Annotated in this window: 17 protein-coding genes; 10 read left to right on the top strand and 7 right to left on the bottom strand. The window is 35.3% G+C overall.

Going from position 1 to position 15,664, the window contains the following annotated elements; translation table 11 throughout:
* The first annotated feature begins 99 nt into the window (after positions 1-99).
* Genes HW347_RS05480 through HW347_RS05470 form a run of 3 tightly spaced genes read left to right on the top strand, consistent with a single transcriptional unit; the run spans position 100 to position 3,628 of the window.
* Positions 100-885, top strand: coding sequence for a carboxypeptidase-like regulatory domain-containing protein (locus HW347_RS05480; RefSeq protein WP_214610924.1), 786 nt, complete (start codon positions 100-102; stop codon positions 883-885).
* Between the two features lie 55 nt (positions 886-940).
* Complete coding sequence (locus HW347_RS05475) at positions 941-1,309, top strand: DUF7009 family protein (RefSeq protein ID WP_214610923.1); 369 nt, start codon at positions 941-943, stop codon at positions 1,307-1,309.
* A gap of 15 nt (positions 1,310-1,324) precedes the next feature.
* Positions 1,325-3,628, top strand: coding sequence for an FdhF/YdeP family oxidoreductase (locus HW347_RS05470; RefSeq protein ID WP_214610922.1), 2,304 nt, complete (start codon positions 1,325-1,327; stop codon positions 3,626-3,628).
* Positions 3,629-3,703: 75 nt separating this feature from the next.
* Here HW347_RS05470 and HW347_RS05465 read toward each other — a convergent pair whose 3' ends face one another.
* Both HW347_RS05465 and uvrA read right to left on the bottom strand, forming a co-directional pair.
* Entirely contained in the window at positions 3,704-4,900 is a 1,197-nt protein-coding gene (locus HW347_RS05465; protein ID WP_214610921.1) for a hypothetical protein, read from the bottom strand.
* A 249-nt stretch (positions 4,901-5,149) separates the two neighbouring features.
* On the bottom strand, positions 5,150-7,927 hold the full coding sequence (gene uvrA, locus HW347_RS05460) for an excinuclease ABC subunit UvrA (RefSeq protein ID WP_214610920.1): 2,778 nt from the start codon (positions 7,925-7,927) through the stop codon (positions 5,150-5,152).
* A 245-nt stretch (positions 7,928-8,172) separates the two neighbouring features.
* Between uvrA and HW347_RS05455 the strand changes: the two genes are divergently transcribed.
* From HW347_RS05455 to HW347_RS05440, 4 genes are all read left to right on the top strand, one after another.
* The gene (locus HW347_RS05455) at positions 8,173-8,754 is read left to right on the top strand and encodes a sigma-70 family RNA polymerase sigma factor (protein ID WP_214610919.1); all 582 of its coding nucleotides are present in this window, start codon (positions 8,173-8,175) and stop codon (positions 8,752-8,754) included.
* 74 nt (positions 8,755-8,828) lie between these two features.
* Entirely contained in the window at positions 8,829-8,972 is a 144-nt protein-coding gene (locus HW347_RS05450; RefSeq protein WP_162857243.1) for a hypothetical protein, read from the top strand.
* A 418-nt stretch (positions 8,973-9,390) separates the two neighbouring features.
* Complete coding sequence (locus tag HW347_RS05445; protein ID WP_155596186.1) at positions 9,391-9,972, top strand: RNA polymerase sigma factor; 582 nt, start codon at positions 9,391-9,393, stop codon at positions 9,970-9,972.
* Positions 9,973-10,043: 71 nt separating this feature from the next.
* A complete protein-coding gene (locus HW347_RS05440; protein WP_214610918.1) occupies positions 10,044-10,187 on the top strand; it encodes a hypothetical protein in 144 nt (47 codons plus the stop codon).
* 16 nt (positions 10,188-10,203) lie between these two features.
* Here HW347_RS05440 and HW347_RS05435 read toward each other — a convergent pair whose 3' ends face one another.
* A complete protein-coding gene (locus HW347_RS05435) occupies positions 10,204-10,866 on the bottom strand; it encodes an endonuclease III domain-containing protein (RefSeq protein WP_214610917.1) in 663 nt (220 codons plus the stop codon).
* A 50-nt stretch (positions 10,867-10,916) separates the two neighbouring features.
* Here HW347_RS05435 and bcp point away from each other — a divergent pair, with 50 nt between their 5' ends.
* Positions 10,917-11,372, top strand: coding sequence for a thioredoxin-dependent thiol peroxidase (gene bcp / locus HW347_RS05430; protein ID WP_214610916.1), 456 nt, complete (start codon positions 10,917-10,919; stop codon positions 11,370-11,372).
* A gap of 68 nt (positions 11,373-11,440) precedes the next feature.
* On the opposite strand, the gene HW347_RS05425 is transcribed toward bcp, so the two are convergent.
* Positions 11,441-12,904, bottom strand: a complete 1,464-nt coding sequence (locus HW347_RS05425) for a TonB-dependent receptor (RefSeq protein WP_214610915.1) — start codon at positions 12,902-12,904, stop codon at positions 11,441-11,443.
* Between the two features lie 77 nt (positions 12,905-12,981).
* On the opposite strand from HW347_RS05425, the gene HW347_RS05420 reads away from it, so the two are divergent.
* Positions 12,982-13,758, top strand: coding sequence for an MBL fold metallo-hydrolase (locus tag HW347_RS05420; protein WP_214610914.1), 777 nt, complete (start codon positions 12,982-12,984; stop codon positions 13,756-13,758).
* 21 nt (positions 13,759-13,779) lie between these two features.
* Positions 13,780-14,274 carry a hydrolase gene (locus HW347_RS05415; protein ID WP_214610913.1) on the top strand — a complete coding sequence of 165 codons (495 nt, stop codon included), beginning with the start codon at positions 13,780-13,782 and terminating at the stop codon, positions 14,272-14,274.
* On the opposite strand, the gene HW347_RS05410 is transcribed toward HW347_RS05415, so the two are convergent.
* The 3 genes from HW347_RS05410 to HW347_RS05400 form a co-directional block, all read right to left on the bottom strand.
* Positions 14,275-14,934, bottom strand: a complete 660-nt coding sequence (locus tag HW347_RS05410) for an alpha/beta hydrolase (protein WP_214610912.1) — start codon at positions 14,932-14,934, stop codon at positions 14,275-14,277.
* Positions 14,934-15,254, bottom strand: a complete 321-nt coding sequence (locus HW347_RS05405; RefSeq protein WP_214610911.1) for a hypothetical protein — start codon at positions 15,252-15,254, stop codon at positions 14,934-14,936. Before HW347_RS05405 ends, HW347_RS05410 begins: the two co-directional genes overlap by 1 nt.
* An 87-nt stretch (positions 15,255-15,341) precedes the next feature.
* On the bottom strand, positions 15,342-15,656 hold the full coding sequence (locus HW347_RS05400; RefSeq protein WP_214610910.1) for a DUF4870 domain-containing protein: 315 nt from the start codon (positions 15,654-15,656) through the stop codon (positions 15,342-15,344).
* Positions 15,657-15,664 lie beyond the last annotated feature (8 nt).

Raw genomic sequence — 15,664 nt, 5'->3', positions numbered from 1 at the left:
ATCTTAACAGTCTGGTTCACTAAGAAAGCCCCCTTTCAATCTTGCACTTACCTTTTGCTAAAAGGACATTAGATTTATCATCGCTTAATATTAAATGAAATGGGGTACACAATCAAAGGTAATCTAAGAGCCTGTCTACATTTAGAACTCTATGAATCTTTGGATAGTGTAGAGGTTAAAGTCTACAAAGTTACAAGTGATATTAAGATTGCTTGTAATCACAAAAGTGAATTAAATAAATTACCTGCAGATATTATTTCCTATAAATCAAAGAACCTTCTTGGTTCCGGGCATACTAATTGCGAAGGAAATTATTCTATAGATATATGTGACTCCTACATTGATGGCGAAATTGAAATAGATTTGGTTGTAACCGATAAACACGAGAGCTATAGAAAGATACACGACCCTATTCATTTTACTGCACGAAGGCTAAAGCCTATCTGGAGAAGCGGCAATCAGACTAAGGAATTTAGCTGGAATTATTGTTTTAGTTTTCAATTCTGGAACCAAGTTCGTAAACAATTAGATGTTTGGACAATTATTGGAAATGTAAAGTCTGCCGAAGACAAAGTTACACCGGTAGCTGGCGTGGTTGTTTCTGCTATTGATGTAGATTGGATAAAAGATGATTTTTTAGGAAGTGCTGTTTCTAATGGTGATGGCAAGTTCCGAATAGATTATAAGAGCATAGATTATAAACAGACCTATCTCTCTCCTATGATAAGTATTGAAACGCCTATTTCTTCAATTCCCGGGCCTGGAGTTTATTTTAAAATAACAAATCCTGAGGGTATTTTGTTATATGAAGAGCACAGGAGCATGGGTAAGACTCAAGAAAGAAGAAATATTCAGCGTTTTTTCAATATTGACTTGTATATTTAACCTTAATTAAGATTTCGGGCTATTTTCTACTAGTCATTATCAATATTTTCTTCAAATGAAGGTACGTATAAAAGGTAATTCAATACGCATGCGTATTACCAAAACTGAAGTATCCCAGTTTTGTAAAACAGGATATATTCAAGAGGAAACTCAATTTATCAATAGCACATTTACGTATGCTTTAATTAGCCAGGCAGACGCCTTAGAAATGACAGCAACATTTGAGGATAATAAGTTGATCATAGTGTTACCTTTGGGTAGCATTGAGGACTGGGAAAATAGCAAAAAAGTGGGATTCAGTCATTCAATCTCTCTTACAGACGGAAAAAAGTTGTCACTTTTAGTTGAAAAGGATTTTACATGTCTGGAAGATAGGGGAGAAGATGAATCTGAGAATTACCCCAATCCGAAATTACAACACTAGAAATAGAAGTTAAGTATGTCAGATAAAGACTTTCGGAGAAATGTATCAGTTATAGGTTCTGAAGATTTTTCAAATATAAAGGTTACCGAGCCGGTTAGATATGCCGCAGGAAAATTAGGAGTTAAAGAGGCATTGCGCCACGGGTTTAAGGAAATGGGTATTGTACGTTCTATGCGTGCGTTTCTAGAACTTAATCAAGAAGATGGTTTTGACTGCCCAAGTTGTGCTTGGCCAAATCCAGAACAACCATCCACTATAGCGGAGTACTGCGAAAATGGAGCAAAAGCTGTTGCAGATGAAGCTACAACAGATAAAATTGGCCGAGATTTCTTTAAAAAGTTTTCGGTAGAAGAGCTTTCTAAACTTACGGAATACCAACTTAATAAATTTGGTAGAATTACCGAGCCTATGGTGCTTAGGCCTGGAAGTGTTCATTATGAGCCAATTTCTTGGGAAGAATCTTATGAGCTTATTTCCATAGAATTACACAAATTGAATTCGCCAAACGACGCTATTTTTTACACATCTGGTCGCTCCAGTAATGAGGCAGCTTACTTGTATGGCATGTTTGCACGAGCTCTGGGCACGAACAATATGCCAGATTGTTCTAATATGTGTCACGAATCTAGTGGTGTGGCACTTTCTGAAACTTTAGGTATTGGTAAAGGTTCTGTAAAACTAGAAGATTTGTACGGTGCGGATGTAGTTATCGTTGCTGGTCAAAACCCTGGTACGAACCACCCACGAATGCTTTCTGCTTTAGAAAAATGCAAAAAGAATGGCGGTAAGGTAATTAGCATCAACCCGTTGGAAGAGTCAGGGCTAATCAACTTTAAAAACCCACAACATTTAAATGGGTTAATAGGAGGTGGAGAGGATTTGACAGATATACATTTACAAGTTCGTATTAATCAAGATATAGCTTTAATGAAGCTTATTCTTAAAAGGCTTGCAGCTCTTGATGAAAAGGGACAAAAAGTTTTTGATCATGATTTTATGCTTAAGTATGTTGATGGTTATGCGGGACTTATTTCAGATTTCAAAAACTATGACGAAGAATCTTTACTTAATCTTAGTGGGGTAAGTAATACGAAAGTAAATGAAACTGTTGACCTTTTGGCAACAAGTGAAAATATAGTTGTTTGTTGGGCCATGGGGCTAACACAACACAAGAATGGTGTAGCCACTATTTGCGAGTACCTAAACTTACTTTTGTTGAAAGGGTCATTAGGAAAACCTAACGCAGGAACATGTCCTGTTCGTGGACATAGTAACGTTCAAGGTGATCGCTCTGTAGGTATTATGCATTTTGTAAATGAAGAGCTTAATGAACGAATTGAAAAGCATTTAGGGTTTAAGGCTCCTACTGAAGAAGGTTTAGATGTGGTTGGAGCTATTAAAGCTATGCATGATGAAAAAGGAAAAGTTTTTGTTTGCTTAGGTGGTAATTTTTTAATGGCAGCTTCTGATACACTATATACTGCGGAATCTATGCAGAATTGTGAGTTGACCGTCCAAATAAGTACAAAATTGAATCGCTCCCATTTAGTTACGGGAAAAACCGCATTGATTCTACCCACTTTTGGGCGTTCCGAAAAAGATATGAAAGATGGTACACTCCGCTACCAGACGATGGAAGATAGTATGGGACGAGTAAGACAATCTCGCGGACTTTTAAAACCAACATCAGATAATATTAAAAGTGAACCCGAACTAATTGCAGAATTGGCGGATACTTTTTTCGGAGGTAAGCATTCTGTGAATTGGAAGGGCATGGGTGAGGATTACGAACTTATTAGGGAAAGTATAGATAACGTAGTTAAAGGTTTTGATAATACCAAAGAGCAATCAAAAGGTATTGGGTACTATCTACCAAATAATGTACGTGATTTAGATTTTAGTATGCTACCAAATGGAAGGGCGCAATTGACCGTAAACCCTTTACCGGAGCATAATTTAAAACCGGAAGAGTTTATGTTGATGACCATTAGGTCTCATGATCAATTCAACACTACTATTTACGGTATGGATGATAGATATAGAGGTGTCTATAATGAAAGGCGCGTATTGTTCATGAATCCAGAGGATATGAAGAAGAAAGGCCTCAAGAAAAAGGATGTTATTAATATCACTAGTACTTACGACGGAAAAGTGCGTACTGCTAATAAGTTTTTGGTTATACCTTATAATATCCCTTCGGGAGATTTAGCGGCTTATTATCCAGAGACCAATGTATTGGTACCGCATGACCAGTATGCAGATAAAAGTAAAACTCCCATTAGTAAATCTGTTAAGGTTACTGTAGAAAAGGTGAGTTAATAACTATTCTACAAAATAAAACCCCCGCATTAGATTAATCTAATGCGGGGGTAACAACCAACCTAAAAACTATTTTTAATATCTTCTAGCACTTCTTGAAGAAGTTGTTCTTGAAGATGCAGTACTACTGCTGCTTCTACTTCTAGATGGAGCTTTACTTACTGTACTTCTAGAGTTTCTTGTACTAACACTACTTCTACTTTGCGTAGGTGTTTGCCTTACGCTTCTGCTTGCAGTCCGGTTTCTAGTTTGCGGACTTTTATAAGTGCTGTTACTTCTTCTAGTTACCGATGTATTACGTGGTGAACGTGTTGCTGTTTTTTTTGTTACCGTATTACTTGTAGGTTTTCTTACTGTCGTAGATCTCTGCGTAACCGATCTATTTCTAGATGGGGTAGTTGCTCTTGATTTTACAGTTGAATTCCTGTTTGTAATTTTTCCATTAGAATTACCTGAGCGAGTGGCACTACTTGTAGAGGCTGTTCTTCTTACCGAATTATTTCGGGTAGAAGCAGTAGCTCTGTTTGTTCTTGTAGTGTTATAATTCCTTTTTGAAACTGATCTGTTGTTTCTAGAGTTATTACTACGTACAGCAACTCTATTATCATTTCTATAGACTCTAGATCTATTACTTCTTACTTTATTATAACGGTGCGTGTTTCCTATTTTAGCATACGCACGTCTTGTGTTATATCTGTAAGGGTTGTAATAAGTATAACGAATAGGACTATAATGTCTTCTATAAGGCTTATTGAATACTAGGCTGAAACCAATTATAGGTCTTGCAAAAAATGCATGAAAAGGTCTATATACATATTGTCTGTTATACACATTTATGTAACCTGTATGATAATCGTAAAAACCTCTACGGTTATAGTAAACAGACATTCCACCAACGCTACGTACACGATTGTTGTTATAACTAATATCTACATCACCTACTTGGGTAACACGGCCATAATAGTCATAATAAATAGCTACATTTTCTACTTGAACTACAGCACCATAATCATCATATTGTGCATATGGACTATAATCGTAACCTGAATTAAAGGTTACTCCATTACGACGACCGGTTACACGGTTGTCTATATAAAAATCAAATTCACCATCTGGATATACCGAAAACGTGATGCCATTCTCGACAAAAATAAATGAGTCGTTGTTTGTATAAGCATTGCGTTCAGCAACCTTATCTTCTACTGTACTTGTGGCCATAACACCTGAGGTGCTAAAAATAAGGGCCGAAAAAAGGAGTACTAAGTTTTTCATGATATAAGGTTTTAATTCTTGAATGAAAATATTCACATTCGAGTAGTAATAAACAAACAGCGTGCCAAAAAATCTAAATTGTATTTATATATTTGAAAATCAGACACTTGTGTATTTGTATTTGTTTGTTTCGACAAAAGAAGATGTCCTTATACATGTATTTCTATTGGTAGAAAAACTAAAAGACCATACTTCTTTTTAGGGAAATATGGTCTTTTAACTTAATACTTTAATGTCTTTTTATTCCTGCTATAACTTCTCTTTTAAGTATTTGGCAGTAAAAGAGGTTTTACTCTTTATGATTTCTTCTGGCGTGCCTTCTGCTAAAAGCTGCCCTCCTCCTTCTCCGCCTTCAGGACCAAGGTCAATAATATAGTCCGCACATTTAATCAATTCTATATTGTGCTCTATAACTATAACGGAATGCCCTTTGGAAATTAAAGCATCAAAAGATTTTAAAAGTTTTTTGATATCATGAAAATGCAAACCGGTTGTAGGCTCATCAAAAATAAATAGGGCTTTATCTTTAGTTGTACCCTTAACTAAAAAGGATGCTAGTTTAATACGTTGCGCCTCTCCACCAGATAGGGTAGAAGAGGACTGCCCTAAGGTTACATAGCCCAAGCCAACATCTTGTAAAGGCTTCAGTTTATTGACAATTTTCGTTTGCTTATGTAAATCGAAAAAGGCGATAGCATCATCAATAGTCATATTTAAGACATCATCAATACTGGCATCCTCAAACTTTACTTCTAACACTTCCTTCTTAAAACGTTTACCTCCGCAGGTATCACATTCTAAGTGAACATCGGCCATGAACTGCATTTCTACCGTAATCTCACCTTCTCCTTTGCATTTTTCACATCGGCCTCCATCTACATTAAAAGAAAAATGTTTGGCTTGGTAAGCTCTTATTTTACTTAACTTTTGTGAAGCAAAGAGATTTCTGATGTCATCATACGCCTTTATATAGGTTACAGGATTTGAGCGAGAAGACCGTCCAATAGGGTTTTGGTCTACAAACTCTACGTGTTTTATGTTCTTGTATTTTCCCTCTACCTTTGTAAACTGTCCAGCTTTCTCTCCGTACCCGCCAACTTCTTTAAGTATAATAGGATATAAAAGTTTTTTTACCAAAGTACTTTTGCCACTTCCTGATACCCCAGTTATTACCGTAAGCATGTTGAGAGGAAAGGTTACATCTATATTTTTTAGATTATTTTCACGAGCACCTCTTATTGTAATGTAATCTGCAGAAGTTCTTCTTTTGCTGGGTACAGTTATTTCTTCTGTTCCATTTAGATAACTCGCGGTTAGTGACGTAGACTTTAATATTTCATCTAGCGTTCCATGGGCAACTACTTCACCACCATGCGTACCTGCTTCAGGACCAATATCAATAACTTCGTCTGCCGCTTTCATGATATCTTCATCATGCTCAACAACAATAACGGTGTTACCAAGGTCTCGTAAAGATTTTAGAACATCAATTAAGTTCTCGGTATCTTTTGGGTGTAGTCCTATACTGGGTTCATCCAGAATATACATACTTCCCACAAGGCTACTTCCTAATGAGGTTGCCAGGTTGATACGCTGGCTTTCTCCACCTGAAAGTGTATTGGATTTTCTGTTTATCGTTAAATAACTTAGTCCAACCTTATAGAGAAAACCTAATCTAGTAATGATTTCCTTTAATAACCGCGATGCAATTTTTGTATCGTATTTATCTAAAACCAGTTCTTCAAAAAATGGAATCAATTTTTTGATAGGTAATTCAACTAAATCAGAAATATTTTTTTCGCCTACTATAATGTAATCGGTTTCTTTTCGTAATCGCTTTCCTTGGCAAACATTACATTTGGTTTTTCCGCGGTAGCGCGAAAGCATAACCCTATTCTGTATTTTGTAACTCTTTTCTTCTAATTGCCCAAAGAACTTATTTAAACCAATAAAGTGATCGTTACCATCCCAGACCAGTTGTTTTTGTTCTTCGGATAGTTCAAACCATGGTTTATGAATGGGAAAATCATACTTGTAGGCAGAATTTACTAGTTGGTCTCTATACCAACCCATACTCTCGCCGCGCCAAGGGAAAATAGCATTTTCATAAACTGATAATGCCGTATTAGGAATTACAAGGTCTTTATCTATTCCTATAACATCTCCATAACCTTCACATTTAGGACAAGCTCCATATGGATTGTTGAAACTGAATAAATGAACATTTGGTTCTAAGAACGACATTCCGTCTAACTCAAACTTGTTACTAAAAGGAGTAACAACCTTTGTAGCTAACTCTTCAATAGCACATTCTCCTTTGCCTTCAAAAAAAGCGGTATCAATGGCGTTGGCCAAACGATTATAAAAATCTTCATCGTCCTTAACTACAATCCTATCAATGACCAGGTCAAAACTCTTACCAATATTTTCAGGTGCATTGTCTATTCGTAGTACTTCGCCATTATACTTTATTCTAGCATAACCTTGCTTAGAAAGTAGTTGAAGAGATTTTAATGAATCTCTATCCTTATCTATAACAATTGGAGCCAGTAACAGAAGTTTGGTACCCTCTTCATACTTCTTTACATGTTCTACTACATCAGTTACGGTGTCTTTTTTTACCTCTCGTCCGGAAACGGGAGATATGGTACGACCAATACGTGCGAACAATAATTTTAGGTAATCATAAATTTCTGTGGTAGTACCTACAGTAGACCTTGGGTTTGTAGAATTTACCTTTTGCTCAATAGCAATGGCAGGAGCTATACCTTTTATATAGTCCACCTTTGGCTTATCTAGTTTGCCTAAAAACTGTCTGGCATAAGAAGAAAGACTTTCTACATAGCGTCTTTGACCTTCTGCATATAAGGTGTCAAAAGCTAAACTGGACTTACCTGAACCAGAAAGGCCGGTAATAACAACAAGTTTGTTTCTGGGTATGACAACATCAATATTCTTAAGGTTGTGCAGTTTTGCACCTTTGATTATTATGTTGTGTTTTGGGTTTACGTCTACTATTTCCGTCATGTTCTTATATAGATTTGCAAAGATACAATATGAAGATTTCAATAGCTAGAATTGTATGGTTAGCATTAAAAAATGTGTGTATGACGATAGAAATTTTCCAAAGTCATTTAATTTTATCTATATTTGGGGCCTAACAAAATGTTAATACGCCTATAGCAGAAAATTACTTTTAGAAAGATTAAAACATTATCTACAAGACCTTTCCACAGGGAAGGTGTCTCGTTTTAACTATTAAAGTAATTGTTATGGATATATTGACGGAAGATTCTCTTCTTATTAAAAAATACGTTTCTGGTGATGAAAAGGCATTAGAATTTCTAATTGCAAAGCACAATAAGCGGCTTAGTAGTTTTATTTATTCCAAAGTAAATAACAGAGATATTACCGAAGACATTTTTCAAGACACCTTTATTAAGGTAATCAAAACACTACGGCGTGGTACATATAATGAAGAGGGTAAGTTTTTACCTTGGGTAATGCGCATAGCCCACAACCTTATAATAGACCATTTTAGAAAAACCAGCCGTATGCCCATGTTTCAAGGAGCAGATAGTTTTGATATCTTTTCTTTGATTGGTGATGATAAGCTTAATGCTGAGCGCCAACTTATAAAAGACCAGATAGATTGTGATCTAGAAGTACTTGTTGCCGAATTGCCAGCGGATCAAAGAGAGGTGTTGATTATGCGTATATATAAGGATATGAGTTTTAAGGAGATTTCGGAAAATACCGGAGTAAGTATTAATACCGCCTTGGGAAGAATGCGTTACGCTTTAATTAACCTTAGGAAGATAATTGAAGAGCACAATATTGTTTTAACGAATTAATGTGCGGTAGGTCGGGCGGTTTCATTATATTTATGTTTGTGGCGTTATAATGCTGTAACAATACTAAAATAGATATGGGAAAAATTTACGCTACAGAATCGGATAAGCATAGATCGGCTAAAGCAAGCCCTTCAACAGTTAAGTTTCTATTGGATTATTCAAAGGCATTAGAAATAACAGAAGCCAATGGCCTTCAATTTGAATCAAATTTGAACTAGACACTAGTTCTTCAAAATATATACAGCCCTAGTGATGAAAATTGCTAGGGCTTTTTTGTAGGAAATAACCAAGCTTAATTACTGTCTTTATAGTACATACTATATGTTATCTCTTATTTAGAATAAACAGCCGGATAAAAGGTCCACTTCACCAATATTCTACAGAAGGCTGATTTTGTGTGGCTAACGCACTTCATTCTATTTTATTTTACAGAAAAATAGAAAAGTGGCATTTCACATCAAAAACTAGCGGTTTTACAACAATGTTTTTTTCTAGAGCCCTCTATTATCTAGTTTTACATCAGAAATAACAACAAGGTCATCCGCCAAAGGATAAAAACAATACTCGAAAATAACTAAATAACGGTAGCCTTTCATTAGAAAGTCTCAAATCCAAAAAAACTAAAAACCCTACACCATGAGCTCACAAATCGAAGATTCAGTATTAGTAAGAGATTATATCAGCGGAGATGAAAAAGCACTTGAAGTTTTAATCAAGCGTCATAACCAAAGAATATCTAGTTTTATTTACTCAAAGGTTCTAGATAGAGATGTTACAGAAGATATTTTTCAAGACACTTTTATTAAAGTAATCAAAACTTTGAAAAAAGGTTCATATAGTGAAGAAGGTAAATTTTTACCTTGGGTAATGAGAATTGCACATAACTTAATTATTGATCACTTCAGAAAGAACAAAAGAATGCCAATGTTTGAAGGTAGTGATGATTTCAATATTTTCTCTGTAATAGGAGATGATAAATTAAATGCAGAAAAGCAAATTATAAAAGATCAGATTACTTCAGATTTAAAGCACTTAATTGAAGAATTACCTGATGATCAAAAAGAAGTTTTGGTAATGCGTATCTACAAAGATATGAGCTTTAAAGAAATCTCTGAAAACACAGGAGTGAGCATAAACACTGCCTTGGGGAGAATGCGCTATGCATTAATCAACCTAAGAAAAATTATAGATAAGCATAACATTGTATTAACGAATTAATAGATCGCTAATATCTTGTAACAATATATCCATTCTAGTTGCGTTATCCATTGTATAACTATATTACTACTATGGAAAAAATTTACTCTGAGAACCTTGAAAGAGGTGCAGCTATACAAGCAACAAAAGAAACTATCAACTTTTTGCTTAGTTTTTCTAAGCAATTTCATGTTGTTGAATACAAGAGTTTTCAGTTTGAAAACAGCTTGAATTAAACAAAAAAGACCTGATTTAACGGGTCTTTTTTGTTTTGTAATAATTGTCGATAATTGTTTTTCTACCAATGGTCTTGGTGATGATATCATTATCTAAATCCCATCCTCTGGCAGGTGAATATTCTCTGCCGTACCATATTATCTGAAGATGCAAGTCATTCCAAATCTCTTTTGGAAATAGGCGCTTGGCATCTTTTTCTGTTTGTACTACATTTTTTCCATTAGTAAAACCCCATCTATACATTAATCTATGAATATGGGTGTCTACAGGAAAAGCAGGAATTCCAAAAGCCTGAGAAACTACTACACTGGCAGTTTTATGGCCCACAGCAGGAAATTCTTCCAAAAGTTCTAATTCCTGAGGAACTACACCATTATATTTTTCTACCAACATTTTAGATAGCCCATGAATTCCTTTAGATTTCATAGGAGAAAGTCCAACTGGTCTAATGATATCACGAATTTCTTCTATTGATAATTTTATCATGTCATAAGGATTGTCAGCCCTTTCAAACAATAAAGGTGTAATTTTATTTACTCTTACATCTGTACTTTGCGCAGATAGTAAAACAGCAATTAATAAAGTATAGGGGTCTTTATGCTCCAAAGGCACTGGTATGGTTGGATAAATATCTTTTAAGGTCTTAATAGTAAAATCAACCTTTTCCGCTTTTGTCATTTTTGTCTAATTTTAGCAATGAAAATAGAAACACATAATAAAGAAGTGCTATGAATACATTACAAGTAGGAGACAAAGTACCCGATTTTTCAGCGAAAGACCAAGATGGTAATACAATTAAATTATCTGATTTTAAAGGCAAGAAGTTAATTGTCTTTTTTTACCCCAAAGCTAGTACACCAGGTTGTACTGCAGAGGCTTGTAATTTAAGGGATAATTATGAAGAACTTCACGCTCAAGGATATGAGTTGTTGGGTGTAAGTGCAGATTCTGAAAAGAGGCAAAGTAATTTTAAGAATAAGAATAATTTCCCTTTTCCATTATTGGCAGATGAGGATCATACGGTAATAAACACTTTTGGTGTCTGGGGGCTGAAAAAATTTATGGGTCGCGAATACGATGGTATTCACAGAAAAACTTTTGTTGTTGATGGAAATGGGGTTATTACAAAGGTTGTTGACAAGGTGAAAACCAAAGACCACGCAGCGCAATTGCTTGATGATTAAATGAATTCTAGAAGAATTAAGAGAAAGTAATTTAATAAAAAAAAGGGGCTTAGGCCCCTTTTTTATTTTTACTTTATTTCGTCACTTTTAGGTTTTAGTAACTTCCTGGTAAACAGACTTTCGTTCTTAATTATCTCTGGTATACCTTCAGGAAGCATTTCTTCCCATCCTTCTTCGTTATTAATAAGTTTCTTGAGTACATCTCTTGAGAATATGTGCATAATCTCAGGGTCGTAATCTATGATGTCCATTACTTTTCCATTGTACTTAAAGAATTTATAAAGTTCTTTCATTCTTGGATGAACTTTAATGTTGTTACTGGTCATAATCTGACCGGTTTCCGCATTTTTCATAGGATAAAGATAAACCTGTAGTTCTTTAAAGAACAGCTTACCAAAGGCTTCCAAAATACCTCCAGATAGGTGTCTGTAATACTTTTCATCAAAGATGTCTACCAAGTTATTGACACCCATGGTAAGACCAAGTTTTGCCTTAGTATATCTATTAAAGTATTCTACTAGTTTAAAATATTCTTGAAACTTAGATATCATTACATTATGGCCAAGAGCACAAAGCAATTCTGCGCGATCCATAAAATCTTGTTCATCTATTTCTCCAGAAGCTTTTAAGTTAGAAAGGGTTATTTCAAAAATAACCATAGTATTCTCTTGGTCTACTGCTGGATCCCGAACAAAAATATCGTACGATTTATGGAACATATCCATATTTACCTTGGTAACCGGTCTAAAACTACCTCGTAAAGCCAAAATATTCTTTTTGTACAAAGCAGAGGCGGGCAGGAAATTATTACCGTCAGGTCCAAACATAACCGCATCGGTCATATCATTACGGATTAGCTGAAGGCTCATTAATCTATTATCTACATCTTTAAAGTTAGGCCCAGAAAAGTTTACCATGTCAATCTCTACGGTATCCTTATCAATATGATCGTAAAGGTACTTTAACATTTTTCTTGGCTTGTGGTACTTGTAAAAAGCACCATAAATCAAATTAACACCAAGAATACCTAAGGTTTCTTGTTGTAAACGGGCTTCGTTTTGTTTAAAACGAATATGAAGTATAATTTCATCTAGTTCTTTCTGATTAGGATCTAGTTGAAAACGAATACCTACCCAACCGTGGCCTTTAAATCTTTTTGAAAAATCTATTGTAGCCACAGTATTGGCGTACGAAAAGAAAAGTCTTTCCGGGTGAGTTTCTCTACTAATACGCTCTTCCATGAGTGTCATCTCATGAGAAAGCATCTTTTTTAGTCTAGATTGTGTTACATAACGCCCATCATTTTCAATACCGTAAATAGCATCGCTAAAATCCTTATCATAGGCACTCATCGCTTTGGCTATAGTACCTGAGGCACCTCCTGAGCGAAAGAAATGTCGCGCTGTCTCTTGGCCAGCTCCAATTTCCGAAAACGTTCCGTAAATGTCAGGGTTTAGGTTGATCCTCAAAGTTTTAGCTTTGATAGAAGGGATATTCTCAAATACAGTATCTCGTTTTAAAACTGAAGCCATTTGGTTGATTTTGCTTTTAACAAAGTTAACAAGTTCGGGTTATCTATTAAATTATTTAGTTATAAATTTGACTCTAGATGAGCGATGCGTTAAAAATAACATTTTTAGGTACGGGCACTTCTCAAGGAATCCCAGTAATAGGCAGCAATCACCCAGTTTGTTGTAGTAATGATCCAAAAGACAAAAGACTTAGAACTTCTGCTTTGGTTTCATGGAAGGATTTTAATTATGCAATAGATTGTGGCCCGGATTTTAGGCAACAGATGCTCACCAATGAGGTCATGAAGTTAGATGGCATTCTTTTTACACATGAACATTCTGATCATACAGCTGGTTTAGATGACATTAGACCTTACTTCTTTAGACAGGGAGATGTTCCTGTGTATGCACACAAACGTGTTGCTGAATCTCTTAAAAGGCGTTTTGATTATATTTTTGCTGATGAAAATCGGTATCCTGGCGCACCTGCGGTAGCGGTTAACTTAATTGATAAGGACCACCCATTTACAATAGGAGGTTTAAAGGTAATCCCTATAGAAGCGAATCACAATCGGATTAATGTCCTGGGCTTTAGAATCAAAGATTTCACCTATTTAACGGATGTGAAAACCATTTCAAAAGAAGAAACCGAAAAAGTTAGAAACTCTAAGGTTCTTGTAATTAATGCGCTTAGATTAGAACCACATCATTCTCATTTTAATTTAAAGGAGGCTTTAGATTTTATTGAAGAAGTAAAACCTGAAACGGCTTATCTAACTCATATTAGCCATATGTTAGGGTTTCATGCCGAAGTTGAAGAAAACTTGCCAAAAAATGTACACTTGGCATACGATAATCTAACCATATCAGTTTAAAGTAACAAACCGTATTTAATTATGAAAAGTAGAATAGTTCTTTACTTATTGATTTTTGTGTCACTTATATGTCTCTATCTTTTTGTGAGTAACGGAAAGATGGCAGATTCAAAAGATGAACGTATTGCTAAATTGGAAACGCAAGTAGTTCAGTTGCAAGATTCTGTACTTAATACACAATTAAAGGTATTGGAAATGCAATACTTTTCATTAGAAAATAATGATGATGCCTTGGCTTATTATGATCATTTGGATTTGAGAGATCCTTCTAGATATATTTCGGATAAGCTGCTTGAAACCAATGAAAGCAAGGGGGACAATCCTCTAGTGCCTTACGAAGGGATGGAAGGTGATTTTAAAATCAATAAAATAAAGATTTTGAATCACAAATGGATTTTAACTGACTTTTCTGATGGTAAATACTGGGGAGAACTTCTTATCAAATATGAGCTAAAAGATGACTTAGGCGTAGACTTTACGTTGCGTGATCATTTGCTTTATACCCGAAGTGAATAATTAGATTTTATCTTCTAACCACTTTTTAAACGAATAGAAGTTCTGTGGAGCAACACCGTGACCTACGGGGAATTCTTCGTATACATGCTCAATTTTCAAATTTTCAAGAAATTTGGGAGCCCGTTGTGCCCATTCTGGAGGAATCACTTGGTCTACTTGGCCATGAGAGGCATATATCTTTAAATTGGAATAGTCGTTGTTTTCATAACCTTCCTTTAGAATAGCTTCATTTATATAACCGCTTAAAGCAATTACATTCTTAATTTTTTCAGGATATGAAAGTGCTACGGCATAACTGAGTATTGTTCCTTGGCTAAAACCTAAAATAGTAACACGGTTAGCATCTAGGGCGTAGGTAGAGCAGGCTTCATCAATAAAAGTAACAATCTTATCTCTTGAGGTCTTTGCTTGTTCATCATCACTCCATTTGCCTTGTTGCGCATCAAAATTAATGGCATACCATGCATTTCCATAAGGTTCTATAGGGTATGGTGCGCGAACGGAAATTATACAAAGTTCTTCAGGTAGTTCGGGCGCAAAAGAAAATAAATCTTCTTCATTACTTCCATAACCGTGAAACATAAAAAGAACGGGAGCCTTACCTTCTTTAATAGAAGATGGTCTAATAAGATGTTCTAGAGATAGGGGAGCTGTTGTCATTAAATAAATTTAAGCCATTTTTGAAAGAAATCACCAACTAGAGGAACGGACTGTTTTTCGTCTTTTATAGCGCCAATAAACCCATACCCCCACAACACAATATAAGCAATGTATAAGCCGTACCACGCATATTCATTAAACCATTGGCTCAAAAATATAGCGAATCCTATGAAAAATATATGTAAGCCAAATGCCTGCCGAATATGAAAACGTGCGAATTCATTTTTGCTGTCAGAGTTCATGCTCATGGCAATAAGCGAACCAACTATAGTGAAATATGCTACTAAGGCCGTTGTTTTTCCTTCCTTTACTGTGTCCATGTTGCCAAAGTTAACGTAAGCTATAGTCTTGCACAAAAAAAAGAGACCGTGTTCGGGTCTCTTTTTTAATATTTTTTTAAATGGACTTTATCCAATATCTCCAACTAGCGGGATTTTCTCCACTTTGCCGTTCATTGCATTCAAGCCTCCTATTATTGCAAGAACTAGTCCAGCGTATTGAAGGTAACTCAATAAGCCTATGCCAGAAAACATAATTAATACTTTTGCTATAAAAGTAACAATGAGACCTGTGATCCATGCTCTAAGCGCTTGCCCAATATGGAATTTAACAAATTCATTATTTTTTCCTCTATTCATAAAGTAAGCTACAAGCGTGCCTAGTAGCGTAATATAACTAACAATAGCTAAGGTTTTCCCTTCTTCAATTGTATTTTGGTTCATGTGGTTGG

Origin of the sequence: Zobellia barbeyronii, from assembly GCF_018603515.1 — a bacterium.
GTDB lineage: Bacteria > Bacteroidota > Bacteroidia > Flavobacteriales > Flavobacteriaceae > Zobellia > Zobellia barbeyronii.
This window is presented reverse-complemented; position numbering and strand designations above follow the sequence as displayed.